Source organism: Aeromicrobium senzhongii (genome assembly GCF_014334735.1).
Classification (GTDB): Bacteria; Actinomycetota; Actinomycetes; order Propionibacteriales; family Nocardioidaceae; genus Aeromicrobium; species Aeromicrobium senzhongii.
Genome location: NZ_CP060587.1, coordinates 662,211 through 681,356 on the forward strand (window position 1 = coordinate 662,211; position 19,146 = coordinate 681,356).

Sequence of the window (19,146 nt, forward strand, 5' to 3'; positions counted from 1 at the left end):
AGGGAGGCGATCGTGTCGCGCCAGAACGCTGCGCACGTGCCGCCCCGGATCCGCAGTTCGTCCGTCGCCCTGGACGCCGAGCTGGTGCAGTTCCTGGCCATGGCGCTCGTCCTCGCGACGGCTCTGCGATTGCCCTTGCCGCTGGGAGTGCCGCTCGGATTCCTGGTCGGCGTGCCGCTGCTGCCCATCACCGCCACCGCCATGAGGCGGTATCGATTCGTGCCGCTGTTCGTCGGTATGTGCGCCGTGGCGGCCGTCAGCGGTGTTCTCCTGACGATGCAGTTCTCCCCTGAGGCGGGTTGGGACGCTTCGATCCTGTTCGCCAACACTGTTCGAGTGCTGTCCCTCGCTGTCGGGGTCGTGAGCCTGCTCTGGGCGCGCACGGTGGTCGGGCTCCGCACCGTGGTGCTGGTGTTCGGGCTGGGGGCCTTGGCCAACGTGGCGATTCTCGGCGCCAATCCGGCGAACGTCTGGAAGTTCTCACTGTCCGTTCCGGTCATCTTGCTGGCACTCAGCGGACCCTGGGTGTTCGGGAATCGCAACCGAGAGTTCGTGGTCCTGATCGCTCTGACCGTCGTCTCGGCGCTGAACGACTCGCGCTCGGCTGCCGCCATGCTCCTGATCGCGGCCGCGATCGTTCTGATCCAAGGCGGGCGAGCAGGTACCGCGGGCACGGCTCGGCTGCGTTTCGTCGTGGTGCCGGTGCAGCTGGTCGTGATTGCGGTCGCTGGCTACTTCGCCGTTCAGGCGGCGATTCTCGAGGGCGCTCTCGGTGAGGCCGCCCGAGACCGAACGGTGGCCCAGACGACCACTGCGGGATCCGCGCTGCTCGGCGGTCGACCGGAGATCGGCGCGACGGCCGCCTTGGTCGACGCGAATCCGTTCGGACTGGGAGCGGGGACGCTGGTCAGTTACGACAACCTGCTTCTGGCGAAGGAGGGGATGCGGAAGATCGGCTACGACCCGAACAACAACTACGTCGAGGTCTATCTGTTCGGCAACACCTACGAAGTCCATTCGGTCCTCGGGAACCTGTGGATCCAGTTCGGCATCGCGGGCTTGGTGACGGCGGCGCTGGTCGGCTTGATCCTGATCCACGGATTGGTCGTCGTGTCGTCGGAGAGGATCGCCCGCGGCGTGGTGGTCTACCTCGCCCTGCGGTCGTTGTGGGATCTGCCTTTCAGCCCTTTCTACACCTCCGCGGCCACCCTGGCGCTGGCGCTGGCGGTGATCGCGGTGCCCCGACGGTCGACTGCGCCGGTGGCCGACGTCACCTGAAGGTGCCGGCGAAGCGAGCCACCGGGAGTTGGGGAGCGAGGTCGACCTCGAGCGTGACGTTGCTGCGGGCCTTTGGACCGATGTCGAACAGATAGACGCCGGTGGCCGTCTTGCCGGCTGCGATCGAGGTGGGGATCGGGCGCCCTCCGGGCTCGCTTAGCACGTTGGCGGGGACCAGGTCGTCGCCGTGGTAGGCATTGACCACCGCGAATCGGGTGTCGAGGCGGGCGTTGGAACGATTCGCGACCTTCACCGAGATGCGAACGGCAGGGCCCTTCTTGTCGCTGGGCAGGACGATCTTGCTCGTGACGGCCTCGATCTTCACCACACGGATGGATACGGCCCTGGACAGCTTCGCGGTGTCCGCGGGGCGCACCGGGTCGAGAGCGATTCGCTCACCGGCCGGATCGGTGGCGACCGGTGACGGCTCATCGGTGGGCACGACGGCGCTCGAAGGCTTGCCGGTCGCCGTGGGGGTGGGGCTCTGAGGCGGCTCGGTCGGCGTGGCCGGCTCGCTGGACGCCTTGGGGGCGTCCGACGCGTCGGACTGGTCGTCAAGGATGGCCCAGACGATCCACGCCAATGTGGCGGCAGCAACGAGACCGGCGAGACTCGTCAGCCAGCGACGTGTGGTCCTGCGCCCATCCTGGTGGTCGCTCATAAGATCGCTTCTTCCTCACGGCCCAGTGCAGATCGCTCCCCAAGTGTAGGCGGCGTGAGGCGGGTGCGGGTCCGTTATGCGCGGGCACCCGATCGTTCCCGTCAGGAAGGTTGGTCCAGCTCGTCCGGGTGATCGGGCACCCCGATCGCGGCGCGGATCTGTCGGCGATAGCGCTCAGCTCCGAATCGATCGAGTGCGTCGGCGTGGCCCGTGTCGGCCAGCTGCCTGGCCAGGCTCGGGTTGCTCGCCACCACGAGGATCTGCTCGGCCAGAGAGGTGGGATCACCCGGGACGGCCAACAAGCCGCCCGCTCGATGGGTGACGATCTCCGCGAGCCCTTGGGTGCTGGATGCGACGAGAGGCCGCCGCGCGAGCAGTGCCTCGACGGCAGTGTTCCCGAAGGGTTCGACCCGTGAGGGCACGAGGACGACATCGGCCCGGGCCAGAGCGGGCCACACGGGATTGACGTAGCCGTGGAAGGTGACGCGTCCGACGAGGTCGCCCTCGTTCGCTCGGTCGTGCAATTGCTCGGCGAACCACTCGTAGCCCTCGAACGCCGAGCCGTAGACGTCGAGCGAGACGTCAACCCCTGAGCGCGCCACCTCGGCGGTGGCCTCGAGTGCGACGTCGATGCCCTTTCGCGGAGAGAGCCGCCCCACGACGGCGAGAGAGAGCGGCGTCTCGTGTGTTCGTGTCCGCACGGGCGAGGGCGTGTCTGGTGGTCCGGGAACGCCGTTGTAGACGACCTCGACCCGGTGGCGAAGTGAGGGGACCACGCTGGTCAGGGCGCGCGCCGAGCACTGGCTGTTGACGATCAGCTTCGTCGCGAAGAGGTTGGGCAGAGCCAGCAGCGTCCGGAAGAGCCGCGAGCCGTCCTCCTCGGCCTCGTGCACGTGGCCGATCGTCGGCAGCCGAACCCAACGACCGGCGACCAACCACCACGGGATGGTGATCGTGTTGACCAGGAGGAACTGGGCATCGGTGCGTCGCAGCAGGGCGATCGATCGGGGAAGCGCCATCATGGCCTCGGCCACCAACCGCGCGAAACGCAGCGGGTGCAGGGCGGACTTTCGAAGTACGGGGAATCTCATCGTGAGGACCTCGGCACCGCGCCGCTCCAGCTCGTTCGTCAGCGGACCGGTGCTCGGGAGTGCCACGAGGACACGGGCGCCCGACTCGACGAGCGACTCGACCGTGACCAGAAGTTGCAGGTCTGATCCGTAGACGTCGGCGGACGGGTGGGCGACGACGACCGTGGTGTCGCTCATCGACGCTTGCCCTCTCGAGATGTCGCCGCCGCGAAGGCGACCAGGTGGGCGGTGCCGGCGTCGTCCCAGTCGCGCCTCGACAGGTCGGGCCGATCCGTCGGCGCCAGGGTGGAGGCGGCCGCCAGTGCCGCCGAGACGTCGTGTTCGTCGACGACGCCTGTGAAGAGATGGACCCACCGATGGCCCACCTCCTCGGCGAGGGCTCGGTTCACCGGGTTGTCCGGCATGAGGACCGGGCGGCCGACGGAGAGAGCGGCCAGGGCCACACCGGAGTTGTGCATGTGCCGGTAGGGCATCGCGACCAACGACATCGACGCCAGTTCGGCGGCGTAGTCGGCATCATCGACGAACTCCAGGCGCACGCTCATGCGAGGATCCTCCCGCGCGAGCGTCCGGATCGTCTCCTCCAACTCGGGGGTCGAGGGTTTCCCGACCACCCGCAGGCTGGCTGCGGGATCGTCGATCCTGGCAAACGCCGCGAGCAGGTCCTCGACTCCCTTGTACCGACGGATCAGCCCGACATAGCCCACGCGGCCGGGCGTCGCGGGTGGCTGGTGATGGTGCCCGTACCAGTCCCGGTAGTGGCCGTGCAGGATCGTCACGACCGGAGACGAGCTGATCTGCTCCGTGACCGGGTTCAGGACGATGCGGAGAGCCGTCAGCCGGTCGAAACCGTCGAGCAGCCACTGGTCGATGCGCCCGAGATCGGAAGGGCGCTCGAGGTTGTGCCAGGTCCTGACGACCGGGACCCGGAGCGCCCACAGCCGCAGGAGAAGCAGCACGGCGAGCGCACGTCGCGCCACGCGGCCGTACCAGTGGTGACCACCGACCAGATTCTCGGGCCAGTGGGTGTGGAACACGTCGTAACGGCTCGTCAGGGCGGCTCGATAGGAGAAGTGACGCAACGCGAGTCCGGAGGTCCGTGAGAGGACCTGACTGAGCTGGGTGATGTAGGGATTCGTCGTCGGGCGCGGCGGCGGGAACGACTCGAGGACCACGAGGTCATCGGGATGCGTCATCGTTCCTCCGCGGCATCGGCGCGCCCGGCCATGGCGTCGGCGTACCACTGACGGACTCGGGGGACGAGTCGATCGCGTGCCCAGGTGTCATGTGGAACGCCGGGTTGCTCTCGTGTCCCCGCCAGGGCTTCGGCGAGATTCTCGGGGATGTCGCCCTCCAGCGAGACGACGCGGGCGTTGACGCCTGCCAGCAGGTGCGGGCCGCCCAGCGGCAGGCAGACGACAGGGCACCCGAGACTGCTCGCCTCAGCTGCGACCCATCCGGCTTGGTCGTGCATCGAAGGGAAGAGCATCGCATCGGCCCGCGCGAAGGCCGCAAGCACCTCGGTTCGGGGCCGGTGACCGAGAAAGGCGACCCGGTCGCCCAGGCCGTGTCGTTGGACGAGTGATTCCAGCGCCTCACGCTCGTAACCATCCCCGTAGATATCGAGATGCCATGCTGCGGCGGCGGGACGCGTGAGAGCCTCGACCGCCAAGCGCACTCCCTTCCAGGCGACGAGTCGGCCGACGAACACGGCCGTGGGGACGTCGTTCGGCGGTGGGGGGATCGGGCCGAGGGCGGCCAGGACTTCCTCGTAGCGGTCGAGAGCGGCGTTCGGCTCCACGACGACCCGCCGTGCTCGGCGGAAGCGAGCGGCCACCTCGTGGTTCTGGGCGACGACGACAGCGGCGCGCGACGCGTTGCGGTCGCCCCACACCCGTCGCGGAAGTCGGGTCAGTGCGCCGCGAACCAGCTCCGTGAGCAGACCGCGTCGGCCCAGCCATCGGCCGAGCCGCCGCAAGGGGACCGCGCTGGCACCACCGACTGGACCCCAGACGAACGGCACACCGCGCACGTGCGAAACCCCGGCGTGCAGCCAGTCGTTGGCCCACGTCGCATGGTGCACGACGTCGAAGCGGAGCTCTCGGTGCAGCCGGCGAGCGACGCCGCCCAGGGCGTACTGCCAGGCGACGTAATACCAGTACAGGTCGATGTTGCGACGTTTCAGAGCGACGATCCGGGGGGCGAGGTCGTGGAACACGACGGTCAGCCGGGCGGCGAGCTCCGGGTCTTGCGCCAGCGCGTCCTCGATCGCGGTACGGAATCGCGGGCGTGTGACGAGCCAGACGTCGTGGTCCGCGGCGGCGGCAGTGGCCAGCGCCCATCCGGCGCCTGCCTCGGGTTCCTCTCCCGGGCTCGCCGCGTAGGCCCCGATCAACACACGAGGTCGACTGCCAACGCTGCCGAGGGCCTGTGGCATCGTCACGTATTGCCCCTTCGAGTCGTGCCGAGAACGGGCGCGCGGTCTCGGCGGCAGAGCCGATCCTAGCGCTCAAAATCTACGGCGTTCGAAGATCGGGGGAGCTCGCCGCGCCTAGGATGTGCTCGTGGCGAACCAAGGCGCGGTCGCGGGGCGGCTGGTCGTCGGTGTCGCGACATTCCACCGGGCCGGCCCGCTTGCCGCCCTGCTGCCGCTGCTCCTGGCCGAGCTCGATGGTGTGGCCGACGTGCTCGACCCGCCGAGCGAGCTCGGGCTCGTCGTGGTGGACAACGATCCGAGTGGCAGTGCTGAGCCGGTGGTCTCGAGGGTCATGGACGCGCGGGTCACCTACGCCCGCGAGACCACGCCCGGCATCTCGGCCGCGCGGAATCGCATTCTCGACCTGGCCGCTGGTGCCGACCTGCTGGTTTTCATCGACGACGACGAGACTCCGGAGCCCGGTTGGCTGAGGGCGCTCATCGAGACATGGCGGTCCAGTGGCGCAGATGCCGTCAGCGGCCCCGTTGTCTCAGTGCCCGACGGTGCACTCGATCCCTGGGTGGCCGCCGGCGGGTTCTTCGAGCGGTCTCATCGCGACATGGTGCCGACGGGAGCCGCGCTCGACCGGGCTGCGACCAACAACCTGCTCCTGCATCTGCCTGCCGTCCGTCGGCTCTCGTTGCGGTTCGACCCGCGCTTCGGCCTCAGCGGCGGAGAGGACTCGCTCTTCACCAGGTCCCTGGTGGCACGCGGCGGCAGGATCGTCTGGTGCGCCGAGGCCGTGGTGCTGGACCGGTTGCCGGTGGATCGGCTGACCAGGTCGTACGCGCTGAGCCGGACCTACGGCCTCGCGCACTCGTCGACGCGTGTGGACCTCGCGCTCCAGCGTGGGGCGGCGGGTCGCGCGCGGGGGCGGATGCGGGCGGTTGTCACGGGGGTGGCTCGGTTGGCGTGGGGCGCGGCGCAGGGCGCGCGTGGGGTGCTGGCGCGAGGCGTGGAAGACCGGGCGCGTGGCCGTCGCATGATGGCTCGCGGCCGAGGGGAGATCGCGGCTGCGCTGGGGACGGTTAGGAGATCGTACGGAGGTTCGGGCGGGTGATTCAGCGCCGCTTTCCGCTCGCCTCGCCTCGCCGGCTCTGACCGTCCGCCAAGCGTTTCGCGAGGGCGAGGTAGCCGTCCGTCACTGCCTCCCACGAGTACGTGGAGACGACGCGCGCGCGGACCGTCTCGGCATGGGCGACGGCGCCGGCCACGTCACCCTCGGTCTCGACCACGCAGCGTGCGACGTCGCCAGCCGTCCGGAAGTAGCGTGCTCCCGCTCCCAGGGACTCGGCATTGAAGCTGATGTCATAGGCGATGACGGGAGCGGCCGCGCCGATCGCTCGCAGCAGCGAGGGATTGGTGCCGCCCACGCTGTGGCCGTGCAGATAGGAAGCCGCGTTCGCATAGAGAGCGTCGAGGAGGTCCTGGTCCCAGACGCCCCCGACGAGCCGGATGCGAGGGTCGCCATGGGCAGCCTGTTCGATCTCGGTCGTGTACGCGTCGGCATAGGGCGCCGAGCCGACCACGACGAGCGGCAGCGTGGCGTCGCTGGCACGGTAGCCGCGGACGATCTCGAGCACGTGGTTCTCGGGCTCGAAGCGCGCGACCACGAGGTGGTAGCCGCGGTCGTTCAGATCGAGGTCGGCGATCCGCTCGGTGCGACGGTCCGTCAGGAGGGGCGCCCCGTATACGAGGAGTTCGGTCGAGGCGCCGAACTCCTCGGTGTAGTAGTCGGAGATGCCCCGCGCGTCCGCGATGAGCGCGTCGGCCCATCGAACGGAGAGGGCTTCCGCCGTCCGGTAGTACCGGCGCCCGGTGCCGCCCCACTTGGCACGCTTCCACTCCAGCCCGTCGACATGCACGGCGGTTGGGAGCCGGCGCAGGCGGAGCACCGGCAGAAACACGGCGTTGGCCGCGTTGAACACGAAGGCCACGTCGTGGCGGCGCCGGGAGAACAGCAGGTGGAACACCGACAGGCAGGTGTGGCTCAGGGTCTCCAGGGCCTTCTTGCGAGCCGCGGGGAGATGCACCAGCTTCATGCCGAGGTGCTCGGGTGGTTCGCCCTCGGCGCCACGACAGTAGACCGTCACCTCGTGTCCGCGGTCCGCCATCCGACGGCCGATCTCCTCGATGGCAGTCTCGAAGCCGCCGTAGCGCGCGGGGACGCCGCGCGTCCCCAGCATCGCGATGCGCATCAGGTGAGCCCGTCGACGGCCCGAAGTTCGTGCCACCACTTACGGAGCGCGACGGCCAGCATCGCCGCGGCGGCGATCAGAAGCAGCGTCCAGACCAGGCGGAAGGCGGTCGGCCAGCCGAGGAGGACGAAGACCCAGCAAAGGAAACCGTAATCGATGGGCAGCAGGAGAAACCTGCGCAACGGGCTCTCCACCGGCGGCGCGGCCCATGTCGGAGCGGCGGCCGGTCTCAGGGTGGGCATGAGGATCAGACCGAAGTAGGTGGCGGCCGCGACGACCGTGAAGGCAAGGGGGACCAGCAGCCACGCGTCCGACGGGAGATCGAAGAACCGGTACCAGCTGATGAGAACCGCCAGGTGCAGGGTGAGGGTCTTGAAGCAGTCGACGGTGTGGTCGAGCCATTCGCCGGACTTGCTGCCGCCTCCCCGGAGCCGGGCCAGCTGGCCATCGACGGAGTCCATGACGTAGCCCCCAGCAAGGAGCGCCGCCACGAGGATCCCCAACCACCAGGTGGGGGAGACCAACGCGATCAGGGCGATCCCGGCTGCCGAGAGCGTCGCGCTCACCGCGGTGGCCTGGTTGGGCGTGAAGCCGTGCGAGTTCATCCACGCCGCCATGTAGCGACCCGCGGGTCGATTGACGTGCCGGGAGTACGCGGCGGTCCCGCGGGACGGCTTCTGCGCGGAGCGCAGGGCTTCGAGCCCGGATCGGAAGTCCATCGGCGTCACAAGATGTCCGCCTCACTGCAGGGTGTGCTGGCCTGTCAGCGTAATAGAGCCCCCGCCGTCGCCGTGGGGGTTTTCGTCGACTGACGCCCGCGGGAGCAGGTCGTGGCCGTGGCCTGGTGACGCTGCGCACCATGGTCGGCAAGGGTACGGTCTCGAGTGACGCCGTAGTCTTGACAGGTCATGGTCCAGCCTCAGTTGTCCGCGGCCGTCGCCGCCGAACCGCACCTCGCCGCCTTCGTCTCCGACCTCCGTGACGGTGACGGGGGCTCGAAGCTGACCGCGCCTCCCGCCCTGCACCCGTTCGTCGCCGCAGCGCTGGCCGACGGCCCGGGGGTGACCGTCGCGGTCACGGCCACCGAGCGTGAGGCGGACGACCTCACCCGCGCCGTCGCGGCCCTGATCGGACCCGACGCCGTCGCGACGTTCCCGGCGTGGGAGACCCTGCCGCACGAGCGCCTGTCGCCGCGCTCGGACACCGTCGGTCGCCGCCTCGCCGTGCTGCGGCGCGTCGTCCACGGCGGTGAGGACCGGCCGAAGGTCGTCGTCGCTCCCGTCCGCTCGATCCTGCAGCCGCAGATGAAGGGGCTGGCCGATCTCGAGCCGGTCGAGCTGGTCGCGGGCCAGGACGTGGAGCTCGATGACGTCGTCCGGCGGCTCGCGGCGGCGGCCTACACGCGCGTCGACCTGGTCGAGCGCCGCGGCGAGTTCGCTGTACGCGGCGGCATCGTCGACGTGTTCCCGCCCACCGAGGACCACCCGCTGCGCGTCGAGTTCTGGGGCGACACCGTCGACGAGGTCCGTCGATTCGCGGTGGCCGACCAGCGCACCCTCGAGCCGGTCGACCGGCTGTGGGCGCCGCCGTGCCGCGAGATGCTGCTGACCGACGAGGTCCGCGCCACGGCCGCACGGTACGCCCAGACCCACCCCTCGATGGCCGAGCTGTTCACGAAGCTGGCCGAGGGGCACGCGGTCGAGGGCATGGAGTCGCTGGCTCCCGTGCTCGCGGGCGAGATGGAGCTGTTCGTCGACCTGCTGCCCCCGGGCTCGACGGTCGTGACGAACGACCCCGAGCGGATCCGCGCCCGCGCCGCAGACCTCTTCGCGACGAGCGAGGAGTTCCTGGCCGCGTCGTGGGCCACGGCCGCGGACGGTGGCGAGAGCCCGATCGACGTCGGAGCGGCGGCGTTCCACGAGCTCGACGACGTCCGTCAGCACGTGGCGAAGCTCGGCCTCGGCTGGGGCGAGGTCTCGCCGTTCGCGCTCGACGAGTCGCACACGGTCGCCGCCGAGCCCGCTCCGCAGTACCGGGGCGAGATCGACGCCGCCCTGTCCGACATGCTGGCCTGGCGCGGCCAGAAGCGGCACATCGTGATCGTCGCCCCCGCCCACGGCCAGGCGCAGCGTGCCGTCGAATGGCTCGCCGAGCACGACGTCCCCGCCACGATCGTCGATCACGCCGACGGGCCGGGAGGCCCCGAGCAGCAGGTCGTCCAGGTCATCTGTGCCGACCTCGTCCACGGCTTCGTGTCGGAGTCCCTGGGGCTCGTGCTGCTGACGCTCGAGGACCTCGTCGGCCAGCGCGCCCCCGAGCGCACGCAGCGGTCGATGCCCGCGCGTCGCCGCCGGCAGATCGACCCCCTCGAGCTCAAGCCCGGCGACGCGGTCGTGCACGAGCAGCACGGCGTCGCGCGCTACGTCGAACTGGTCAACCGCGTCGTGCACGGAGCCGCCCGCGAGTACCTCGTGCTGGAGTATGCGCCCAGCAAGCGGGGGCAGCCGCCGGACCGGCTGTTCGTGCCGATGGACCAGCTCGACCAGGTCAGCCGGTACGTCGGCGGCGAGGCTCCCTCGCTCGACCGCCTCGGCGGCGGTGACTGGACCAACCGCAAGAACCGCGCTCGCAAGGCCGTGCGCCAGATCGCCGACGAGCTGATCAAGCTCTACGCGGCCCGGCAGTCCACGAAGGGTCACGCCTTCGGGCCGGACACGCCCTGGCAGGCCGAGCTCGAGGACGCGTTCGCGCACGTCGAGACGCCCGACCAGCTGTCCACCATCGACGAGGTCAAGCGCGACATGGAGCGCGTCGTCCCGATGGACCGCCTGGTGTGCGGTGACGTCGGCTACGGCAAGACCGAGATCGCGGTGCGCGCGGCGTTCAAGGCGATCCAGGACGGCAAGCAGGTCATCCTGCTCGTCCCGACCACGTTGCTGGTGCAGCAGCACTACGCGACGTTCGCCGAGCGCTTCGGACAGTTCCCCGTCACGATCCGGCCCCTGTCGCGGTTCCAGACCGAGAAGGAGTCCAAGGCCACGCTCGAGGGCCTGGCGGACGGCTCGATCGACATGGTCATCGGCACGCACCGACTGCTGCAGCCGGGCGTCAGGATCAAGGACCTCGGCCTGGTCATCATCGACGAGGAGCAGCGGTTCGGCGTCGAGCACAAGGAGGCGCTCAAGCACCTGCGTGCCGCCGTCGACGTCCTGAGCATGTCCGCCACGCCGATCCCGCGCACGCTCGAGATGGCCGTCACGGGCATCCGCGAGATGAGCACGATCGCGACGCCGCCGGAGGAGCGTCACCCCGTCCTGTCCTTCGTCGGGCCGTACGAGGACCAGCAGGTGATCGCCGCGATCCGGCGCGAGTTGCTGCGCGAGGGCCAGGTGTTCTACCTGCACAACCGGGTGCAGAGCATGGAGAAGACCGCGGCGCGCATCCGCGAGCTCGTGCCCGAGGCCCGCGTGGCCGTGGCCCACGGCAAGATGGGCGAGCACCAGCTCGAGGAGGTCATGGTCGACTTCTGGGAGAAGCGGTTCGACGTCCTGGTCTGCACCACGATCGTCGAGTCGGGCCTGGACGTCTCGAACGCCAACACGATGATCATCGAGCGCGCGGACACCCTCGGCCTGTCGCAGCTGCACCAGTTGCGCGGGCGCGTCGGCCGTGGCCGCGACCGTGCCTACGCGTACTTCCTCTACCCGCCGGACAAGCCGCTCACCGAGACGGCCCACGACCGGCTCGTCACCATCGCGCAGCACTCGGAGCTCGGCGGCGGCATGGCCGTGGCCATGAAGGACCTCGAGATCCGCGGTGCGGGCAACCTGCTCGGCGGCGAGCAGTCCGGTCACATCGCCGACGTCGGCTTCGACCTGTACATCCGGCTCGTGGGCGAGGCGGTCGCGGAGTTCCGCGGCGACGCGGCCCCCGAGAAGGAGGTCAAGCTCGAGTTGCCGATCGAGGCGCACCTGCCGCACGACTACGTGCCCAGCGAGCGGTTGCGGCTCGAGATGTACAAGCGGCTGGCCGACGTGCGGGCGACCGCCGACATCGAGGAGCTGCGCACCGAGCTGGCGGACCGCTACGGCCCTCCGCCCGAGCCGGTCGAGACCCTGCTGCAGGTGGCGGCGCTGCGCGTCAAGGTGCGTGCCGCGGGCCTGACCGAGGTGACCTCGGCGGGGTCCAACATCCGGTTCACGCCGGTCACCCTCTCGGAGTCGGCGAAGCTGCGGATCAACCGGATCTACCCGAAGAGCCTCTACAAGGAGGCGGTCAAGGTCCTGCTCGTGCCGGCGCCGCGCAAGGAGGGCATCGGCGGAGCGCCGCTGCGCGGGCGTGAGCTGCTCGAGTGGGCCGGTCGCGTGGTGGACACGATCGCGGGCTGACTCCACGCGGCGCTCCCGCGCTGCTCCGACGGCCCGACCGATCTGCTCGGATGGCTCAGTTGCGACCGGAGAACGCCCCGAGGGACTTCGTCCCGGTGCTCCGACCGATCAGTGTCGCGATCGGGGCAGGCAGGGGAGTGGCCACCGACGAGTTCGCGGATCGGACCGCCCCCGTCGCTCTGCCGAAGCGGTCGACGACGGGAGCGCCGTGCACGAGCCTGGATTTCTTGTCGTTGCCCGTTCCCGACCTGAACTGCGCGAGGTCCTTGAAGCTCTTGACCTGATAGATGCCGTTGGCCCAGCAGGCGAAGTTCGAAGGTGTGGCCGCACCAGGGCGATGGAACACATTGTTGTTCGAGCTGATGCCGAAGTTGTTGCCCTGCAGGACCTGCGACTCGTCCTGCGTGAGGATGGGGCAGGGGTTCGATCCGGTCATGCTGATGACGTTGTTGCGCAGCTTGACGTCCGCGACCCTCCACGGGATCGTCTTGGCCAGCGCCGTGACGTTCTGGGTTCGGCCGTCCTCCCACGCCGCGAACGGCCGGGGGTTCTCGACGATCGTGTTGTTCCACACGTCGATCGATCCCGACGCCTGGACGCGCAGGCCGGTTCCGGCGTTGCGGTAGATGTGGTTGTCGGCCACCACGGCGTTCTCGCTCAACTCGATCATGAGTCCCGCGGCATTGCCCGAGACCGAGTTGCCGACGATCTTCATGTTCGACGAGGACACGTCGAACCAGATTCCGCCCGCGTAGGGGGTGTCCGCGACGATGTTGTCGCGAAGCACCACGTTGGCCGACCGGGTGATTTTGAGCCCCGACGCGACGGGCGTCGGCTTGAAGCCCTGCGCGTTGTTTCCACGGAACACGGACTTCTCGATGACGAGGTTGTTGGTGTTGTTGCCACCGAACCCCATGATGCCGTTGCCGGAAACGGTCACATTCCGATAGCGCTGCCCCGCTGCCCAGCCGGCGATGCCGATCCAGGCGTTGTCGGAGACCACCACATTCTCGAAGGTGATCCCGGAGACGCCGGCGACCACGGCGGCGGACTGCTTGTTGGTGGTCGCGTAACGGCGCACGCCGATGCCGCGGACGGTCGTGTCCTTGGCGTGGATCTCCATCGCGCGTTGCAGGGTACTGGCTTCGACCGTCCTGTCCCGTGGATCGTCCCCGATCACGATGCGCTTCGCGGACTTGTCGACGAAGAAGGTCCCAGCGATGACGGCCTGCTCGGCCGCGACCTGCCTCAAGCCCTTGCCGTTGACCCACACCTGGTCCGGATGACTCGCCAGAGGCCGGTCGGCATTGACCCATCGGCTCGTCTCATCTGACGATCCCGACATGATCCTGTGGTCGAAGAGGTGGTTCCAGTCGCTCGCGACCCACCGCTTCCCACTGGAGTTCCAGTTCGTGACCTTCTCCGATCCGTCGAGCCACACCGCCTCTCCGGGGTAGTTCTGGATCACCAGGCCGGACTTGCTGCTGGGAACGAGGACGTTCTCGTGGTACCTCCCTCCCCGGAGGACGAGAGTGGCACGAGCACGGGCTCGCGAGAGCGCGTATCCCAGGCTTCCGTACGGGTCTTGTGCCGTGCCAGAACCGCTCGACGTGCCGCGAGGCGCGACGAAGATGGCCGACGACGGAACCGCGTAGCGCGCCGATCCGATGGGGGCGGACCCGAGGCCCCGCGCTCGAGGGGCGGGCTGTGCCACCGCTGCGACCGCGGTCACGGAGACGGCCGAGGAACGCGCCGGGGGAAACGTGCGTACCTTCTTGCCTGAGCGCTGGCGGGCCTTCGCGGCCATCGCTCGGTACCGCCACGTGCCTCGGGGAGTCTTGATCGTGATGCGGCTGGAGGTTCGCATCTTTCGGGTCGCGACCGTCTGCCACGAGCGCTTGGACGCGTTCCACCGCTGGAGGCGCACGGTGCGCTTGGCCTTGCTCTTGTTCATGACCCGGAAGGACACGCGAGCGCCGGGCGTGACCTTCTTCTTCGCCACGCTCAGACGGAGGGTGCCCTGGGTGCCGACCCCAGATCTCACCGTGACGGCAGCGGAAAGTGCCTTCGGAAGCGACCGGGCATTGCCTTTCGAGTTTCCGGCCGTGGAGGGTGAGAAAGCTCGGTAACGCCACGTGCCCTTGGCTGCCTTGAGCGTGATGCGGGTCGAGGCTCGCATCTTTCGGCTCGCGACGGTCTGCCACGAACGCTTGGTCGGGTTCCAGCGCTGGAGGCGCACGGTGCGCTTGACCCCGCTCGAGTCGGCCACCTTGAAGGTCACTCGCGTGCCAACGCTTACTCGAGCGCGCGAGGTGCTCAGGCGCAGGATCGCAGTCGCGTGCGCGGCGGAGCTCGACGCGCGGACATGGGAGTTCGCGGCATTGGCCGGTGCGCCCAGGGCCGGAGCGGTGAAACCGGCGAGCACCAGAACGAGCGCACCCCAGGTGGCCGTGGGACGAGTGGTACGCATGTGACTCACGAGTTGATCGTTGCACGGTTTCTCACTGATTCACAAGGGGAAACAGGAGGTTGGGTTTGATCGGATGACGGAGTCACCTCTTCTTGGAAAGCCCACCATCGCGGGCCGATTCTGGTTACCGTCAGGTAGTGAGCGTCATGGAGCAGGAGCCGTCGCCGGCCGAGGACCGACCGCGCTGGCGGCGTACCGGCAGGAGTCTGCTGACGGTTCTGGTGATCGTGGTCGTGCTGGCCGTGGCCGCGGCGCTGGGTGCCGACTTCTGGCTCCGCCGTCATCTCGGTGGGCAGATGGAGGCGCTTCCCGCGGCGATGCCGGTGGGGGAGCGGCCCCAGAGCACGCCGGACGACTCGATCAACATCCTGCTGCTCGGCAGCGACAAGAGGGTGGACGGATCGGTCGCCGGCCAGCGCAGCGACACCATGATGGTCATCCACATCCCGGCCGATCGGAAGTCGGTCAGCCTCGTCAGCATCCCGCGCGACTCGTGGGTGCAGGTACCCGGGCACGGCCCGGCGAAGATCAACGCCGCGTTCTCCTGGGGCGGTCCGGCGCTGTCGGTCGCGACCGTCGAGAAGCTCACCGACGTCCGCATGGACCACGTCGCAGTGATCGACTGGGAGGGCTTCAAGCGGGTGACCGACCTGCTCGGCGGCGTCACCGTGACCATCCCGAAGACGGTCAAGGACGGCTACTCCGGACGGACGTGGGAGGCGGGCACGTACGAGATGGATGGCAAGACGGCGCTGGCCTACGTGCGCCAGCGTGCCGGGCTCGCCGGCGGTGACCTGGACCGGATCAAGCGGCAGCAGGCGTTCCTGCGCTCCTTGGCCGGCAAGACCTTGTCGCGTCCGACGTTCACCGATCCCCGCCTGCTCTACAAGGTGCTCGACGCGGTGACGGCCAACCTCGGCGTCGACGAGGGATGGACGGCCTCCGACATGCGGAACCTGGCCTGGTCGCTGCGATCGGTCCGGTCCCAGGACATCTCCTTCACCGTGGTCCCGCTCAAGTCCCTCGGGATGGAGGGCGCCCAGAGCGTGGTCTATCTCGACCGCCCCGAGGGCGAGGAGTTGTGGCAGGCGCTTCGCGAGGACCGACTCTCGGCGTGGATCGGTGAGACCGGTACGGGTCTGGCTGATGTGGTCGACTGAACGGGCCCGGTACTGTGGCGCCATGTCGAAGACCCGCTTGGCCGTTCTCGGGCTCGCCGCGCTGCTGTTGGCTGGCTGCGGTCCCGTCCATCCCGGTGCTGCCGCCGTCGTCGGCGACACCCGGATTCCCATGTCCGACGTCGACGATGTCGCGAGCGTCTACTGCGCCGCCTCGAAGCAGCAGGCCCAGCAGGGCGGTGCCGGCAGCGTGGACAGCGCGGCCCTGCGTCGCCAGTCGCTGGCGGATCTGCTCGTCGGCGAGATCGCCGACCAGATCGCGCAGGAGCGTGACCTCACCATCGAGGTCCCCGCACTCACGGCCGAGGACAAGGCGCAGCTGGAGCAGATGTTCGGCGACCAGGTCGACGAGGCCGTGAAGCTCGTCGAGCGCAACCAGCGCACCAGCGCGATCGCCCTCGAGCTGGGACGCGAAGCCGCTCCCGCGGGAACCGACGAGGAGCAGCTGGTCCAGGCCGGCCAGCAGTTGCTCGCCCAGCAGATCGCCGAGTTCGACGTCTCGGTCGATCCCCGGTTCGGTCTGGACGAGACGATCCAGCAGGTCTCGGAGTCCGGCTCCCTGTCGGTCCCGGGCGGCGAGCTCGACGCCACGGCCATCGAGGATCGGCCCCAGGCCCTGCAGTGCACCTGACGTGAGCCAGGAGTTCGATCGCCTCGTCGAGGTCATGCGGCGGTTGCGGGCGGAGTGCCCGTGGACCCGCGAGCAGACCCACGAGTCCTTGCGTCGCTACGTGATCGAGGAGGCCTACGAGACGGCCGAGGCGATCGACCTGGCCGACTCGGAGCACCTGCGCGAGGAGCTGGGCGACCTGCTCATGCAGGTCGTGATCCACGCGGCGATCGCCGAGTCCGACGGCGAGGGCTGGACGACCGACGACGTCGTGCGGGGGATCGCCGACAAGCTCATCCATCGCAGTCCCCACGTCTTCGGGGACGTCACCGTCTCGTCGGCCGCCGAGGTCGACGCCAACTGGCAGCGACTCAAGGGTGAGCGCAAGCAGCGCCGTCACCCGCTCGAGGGCATCCCCGCCGACCTGCCCGCGCTGATGGCGGCCGACAAGGTGCTGGGCCGGGTCGACGCCCCGGTCGAGGGCGACGAACTCGGGGCGCGGCTGCTGCGCCTCGTCGCGGAGGCGCGCGCCGCGGGCGTCGATCCCGAGGCCGAGCTGCGCGCGGCCACGCGTCGCCACGCCGACGGCGTGCAGGACTCCTGAGCCCGCAGGCTCACGCCGTGTGGCGCCGTCAGACGACGGTGATCTGAGGCCCGTAGAGCGCCATGACGTCGAGCGCCTTGGCGTGGTTCTCGGGGGTGGAGCCGCCGCATGCCTGCGCGACGACGCGCACGGTGGCGCCGGCGTCCGCGGCCGCAAGTGCCGTCGAGATGACGCAGCAGTCGGTGGCGACCCCGGTCAGCAGCAGTTCGGGCGCCGGACCGGTGATTCGCTCGAGGGCCGGCCACTTGCCGAAGGTGGTGGCGTCGACCGTGCCCTCGGCGGCGAGGTCGGCGACCTCGGGCACGAGGTCGAAGAGCGGATCACTCGCCGGCCGGTCCGCGAACGGCCACGCCTCGAAGTAGGCCGCCCACGAGCCGGTGCGCTCGGGCCCGGCGGCCGGCACCCAGCGCGTGACGATCGTGCGGTGGGTGGCGGCGAGCTCACGGATGGGCTCGACGATGGAGCCGAACATGGGGGAGGCCCAGGGCGACTCGGCCGCTGCGAACACGCGCTGCGGGTCGATGACGACCAGCCAGGGCGTGCTCACACCGACTCCTGGCGGCGCACCCGCCCCCGCTGGACGACGAGCGTGACGACGAACCCGATCACGAAGGCGAACAGCACGCCCAGGTTGGCGAAGGCCCACGCGCCCGACCACTCCAGCGTCTCGGAGTTCCACTCGGCGAGGTTCAGCGGCTCGAGCAGGTATCCCTGCCAGTTGTTCCACGTGACGTCGGCCGGGTAAGCGTTGACGACCAGGCCCCAGCCGACGACCGAGGCCCCGACGAGCGTGGCGATGGCCGGCCAGTTGACCGCGCCGTACCGGCCCTTCGGGTCGAACAGCGCCGGCTCGTCGTAGTCGTGCTTGCGCAAGGCGATGTCGGCGATCACGATGCCGGCCCACGCTCCGATCGGGACGCCGAGCGTGATGAGGAAGCTCTGGAAGGGCGCCAGGAACGTCTGTGCGACGAAGACGACGTAGATCGTGCCGAGCGTCAGGATGACGCCGTCGACGAACGCGGCCGCCGGGCGCGGGATCTTGACGCCGAGGCTCAGCAGGGTCAGCCCCGAGGAGTAAATGCCCAGCACCGCGCCGCTGACCAGCGCCAGGACCGAGGCGACCAGGAACGGCACGAGGAACCAGGTCGGCAGGATCGTCGCGAGCGTGCCGATCGGGTCGTTCGCGATGCCGTCCTGCAGATCGGGTCGCGAGCCGGCGAGCATGATGCCGTAGAGCACCAGCACGACGGGTGCCAGGGCGCCGCCGATCGTGTTCCACAGGACGATCCGGCCGCCCGAGGTCCCACGCCGCTGGTAGCGCGACCAGTCGGCGGCGATGTTGATCCAGCCGAAGCCGAAGGCGGTCATCACCATGACGAAGGCACCCACGACGGCCTGCATCGATCCGTTCGGCATGGCGGTGAGAGCGTCGATGTCGATCTGGTCGAGCGTCAGCGCGATGTAGACGATCGTCGCGAGGCCGGTGAGCCACGTCAGCACCGACTGGAACCGGATGATGACGTGATAGCCCGCCACCGACGCGGCGACGATGAGCGCCGCGATCACGGCCATGGCCAGGACCTTGGTGGTCGTGCCACTGCTCCAGCCGAGCTCGCGGAAGACGGTCGCCGTCGCGAGGGTGGCCATGATCGCCAGGAACGTCTCCCAGCCGATCGAGATGATCCAGCTGAAGACGCCCGGCAGCTTCTGGCCCACGACGCCGAACGGTGCGCGCGACAGGATCATCGTGGGCGCCGAACCGCGCTTGCCGGCGATCGCGACGAGGCCGCACGCGATGAAGGAGACCGTGATGCCGACGACGGCGACCAGCGAGGCCTGCCACCACGAGATGCCCGCCCACAGCAGGTAACTGCCGTAGGAGATGCCGAATACCGACACGTTCGCGGCGAACCACGGCCAGAACAGGTCGGACGGCTTCGCGGTGCGCTCGCTCTCGTCGACGATCTCGATACCCGTGGTCTCGATGCCCGCGCGGCGCACGGCCTCCAGGCCGCCCGGCCCGTCACTCTGAACCGTCATGTCCATCCTCCTGCTGATGTGTGGGCTCACCTTCCCACGGGAGAGGCGGTCGATGGCGCACGTGGCCCCGTGCCGCCCCGGGTGACGGCTGTCGTCCGGCGCCCGCGGGCCCACCGCGTCCCGGGCGCCGACGGCGCTAGGCTGAGGTTGAT

At 69.4% G+C, this 19,146-nt stretch carries 15 protein-coding genes; 6 read left to right on the forward strand and 9 right to left on the reverse strand.

Annotated features, from left to right (window positions below; translation table 11 throughout):
* The first annotated feature begins 12 nt into the window (after positions 1-12).
* A complete protein-coding gene (locus H9L21_RS03295) occupies positions 13-1,278 on the forward strand; it encodes a hypothetical protein (RefSeq protein ID WP_154595703.1) in 1,266 nt (421 codons plus the stop codon).
* Here H9L21_RS03295 and H9L21_RS03300 read toward each other — a convergent pair.
* The 4 genes from H9L21_RS03300 to H9L21_RS03315 all read right to left on the reverse strand — a co-directional run bounded on the left by H9L21_RS03300 (position 1,271) and on the right by H9L21_RS03315 (position 5,428).
* Positions 1,271-1,939 (reverse strand): hypothetical protein, encoded by a 669-nt coding sequence (locus H9L21_RS03300; RefSeq protein WP_154595702.1) that lies wholly within the window; start codon positions 1,937-1,939, stop codon positions 1,271-1,273. The two genes, H9L21_RS03295 and H9L21_RS03300, sit on opposite strands and share 8 nt — an antisense overlap.
* A 101-nt stretch (positions 1,940-2,040) precedes the next feature.
* Entirely contained in the window at positions 2,041-3,207 is a 1,167-nt protein-coding gene (locus H9L21_RS03305; RefSeq protein WP_154595701.1) for a glycosyltransferase family 4 protein, read from the reverse strand.
* Positions 3,204-4,226, reverse strand: coding sequence for a glycosyltransferase (locus H9L21_RS03310; RefSeq protein ID WP_154595700.1), 1,023 nt, complete (start codon positions 4,224-4,226; stop codon positions 3,204-3,206). The genes H9L21_RS03305 and H9L21_RS03310 overlap by 4 nt, the downstream gene beginning before the upstream one ends.
* Entirely contained in the window at positions 4,223-5,428 is a 1,206-nt protein-coding gene (locus H9L21_RS03315) for a glycosyltransferase (protein ID WP_187411755.1), read from the reverse strand. Before H9L21_RS03315 ends, H9L21_RS03310 begins: the two co-directional genes overlap by 4 nt.
* A gap of 166 nt (positions 5,429-5,594) precedes the next feature.
* Here H9L21_RS03315 and H9L21_RS03320 point away from each other — a divergent pair, with 166 nt between their 5' ends.
* Complete coding sequence (locus tag H9L21_RS03320; protein WP_154595698.1) at positions 5,595-6,566, forward strand: glycosyltransferase family 2 protein; 972 nt, start codon at positions 5,595-5,597, stop codon at positions 6,564-6,566.
* Position 6,567: 1 nt separating this feature from the next.
* Here H9L21_RS03320 and H9L21_RS03325 read toward each other — a convergent pair whose 3' ends face one another.
* Together H9L21_RS03325 and H9L21_RS03330 are read right to left on the reverse strand one after the other, a co-directional pair.
* Complete coding sequence (locus tag H9L21_RS03325) at positions 6,568-7,704, reverse strand: DUF1972 domain-containing protein (RefSeq protein WP_222865839.1); 1,137 nt, start codon at positions 7,702-7,704, stop codon at positions 6,568-6,570.
* Positions 7,704-8,423: a CDP-alcohol phosphatidyltransferase family protein gene (locus H9L21_RS03330; RefSeq protein WP_154595697.1), complete on the reverse strand. Its 720-nt coding sequence runs from the start codon at positions 8,421-8,423 to the stop codon at positions 7,704-7,706. The genes H9L21_RS03325 and H9L21_RS03330 overlap by 1 nt, the downstream gene beginning before the upstream one ends.
* 189 nt (positions 8,424-8,612) lie before the next feature.
* Here H9L21_RS03330 and mfd point away from each other — a divergent pair, with 189 nt between their 5' ends.
* On the forward strand, positions 8,613-12,092 hold the full coding sequence (gene mfd / locus H9L21_RS03335; RefSeq protein WP_154595695.1) for a transcription-repair coupling factor: 3,480 nt from the start codon (positions 8,613-8,615) through the stop codon (positions 12,090-12,092).
* 55 nt (positions 12,093-12,147) lie between these two features.
* Here mfd and H9L21_RS03340 read toward each other — a convergent pair whose 3' ends face one another.
* On the reverse strand, positions 12,148-14,562 hold the full coding sequence (locus H9L21_RS03340) for a right-handed parallel beta-helix repeat-containing protein (protein ID WP_154595694.1): 2,415 nt from the start codon (positions 14,560-14,562) through the stop codon (positions 12,148-12,150).
* 146 nt (positions 14,563-14,708) lie between these two features.
* Here H9L21_RS03340 and H9L21_RS03345 point away from each other — a divergent pair, with 146 nt between their 5' ends.
* From H9L21_RS03345 to H9L21_RS03355, 3 genes are read left to right on the forward strand one after another with little or no spacing between them, the layout of a single operon-like run.
* The gene (locus H9L21_RS03345; RefSeq protein ID WP_230081478.1) at positions 14,709-15,722 is read left to right on the forward strand and encodes an LCP family protein; all 1,014 of its coding nucleotides are present in this window, start codon (positions 14,709-14,711) and stop codon (positions 15,720-15,722) included.
* 22 nt (positions 15,723-15,744) lie between these two features.
* Complete coding sequence (locus tag H9L21_RS03350; protein WP_154595692.1) at positions 15,745-16,371, forward strand: hypothetical protein; 627 nt, start codon at positions 15,745-15,747, stop codon at positions 16,369-16,371.
* A 1-nt stretch (position 16,372) separates the two neighbouring features.
* Positions 16,373-16,954, forward strand: coding sequence for a nucleoside triphosphate pyrophosphohydrolase (locus H9L21_RS03355; RefSeq protein ID WP_255467263.1), 582 nt, complete (start codon positions 16,373-16,375; stop codon positions 16,952-16,954).
* Between the two features lie 28 nt (positions 16,955-16,982).
* Here the strand turns inward: H9L21_RS03355 and H9L21_RS03360 are convergent, their stop codons facing one another.
* Together H9L21_RS03360 and H9L21_RS03365 are read right to left on the reverse strand one after the other, a co-directional pair.
* On the reverse strand, positions 16,983-17,501 hold the full coding sequence (locus H9L21_RS03360) for a cysteine hydrolase family protein (RefSeq protein WP_187411756.1): 519 nt from the start codon (positions 17,499-17,501) through the stop codon (positions 16,983-16,985).
* Positions 17,498-18,994 carry a purine-cytosine permease family protein gene (locus tag H9L21_RS03365; RefSeq protein ID WP_154595691.1) on the reverse strand — a complete coding sequence of 499 codons (1,497 nt, stop codon included), beginning with the start codon at positions 18,992-18,994 and terminating at the stop codon, positions 17,498-17,500. The genes H9L21_RS03360 and H9L21_RS03365 overlap by 4 nt, the downstream gene beginning before the upstream one ends.
* Positions 18,995-19,146: the final 152 nt, after the last annotated feature.

Bases quoted from the DNA above. Each gene is read 5' to 3' on its own strand.
- H9L21_RS03300 (WP_154595702.1), bottom strand. From the start codon at position 1,939: ATGAGCGACCACCAGGATGGGCGCAGGACCACACGTCGCTGGCTGACG.
- H9L21_RS03305 (WP_154595701.1), bottom strand. From the start codon at position 3,207: ATGAGCGACACCACGGTCGTCGTCGCCCACCCGTCCGCCGACGTCTAC.
- H9L21_RS03310 (WP_154595700.1), bottom strand. From the start codon at position 4,226: ATGACGCATCCCGATGACCTCGTGGTCCTCGAGTCGTTCCCGCCGCCG.
- H9L21_RS03325 (WP_222865839.1), bottom strand. From the start codon at position 7,704: ATGCGCATCGCGATGCTGGGGACGCGCGGCGTCCCCGCGCGCTACGGC.
- H9L21_RS03330 (WP_154595697.1), bottom strand. From the start codon at position 8,423: ATGGACTTCCGATCCGGGCTCGAAGCCCTGCGCTCCGCGCAGAAGCCG.
- mfd (WP_154595695.1), top strand. From the start codon at position 8,613: ATGGTCCAGCCTCAGTTGTCCGCGGCCGTCGCCGCCGAACCGCACCTC.
- H9L21_RS03340 (WP_154595694.1), bottom strand. From the start codon at position 14,562: ATGCGTACCACTCGTCCCACGGCCACCTGGGGTGCGCTCGTTCTGGTG.
- H9L21_RS03345 (WP_230081478.1), top strand. From the start codon at position 14,709: ATGGAGCAGGAGCCGTCGCCGGCCGAGGACCGACCGCGCTGGCGGCGT.
- H9L21_RS03350 (WP_154595692.1), top strand. From the start codon at position 15,745: ATGTCGAAGACCCGCTTGGCCGTTCTCGGGCTCGCCGCGCTGCTGTTG.
- H9L21_RS03365 (WP_154595691.1), bottom strand. From the start codon at position 18,994: ATGACGGTTCAGAGTGACGGGCCGGGCGGCCTGGAGGCCGTGCGCCGC.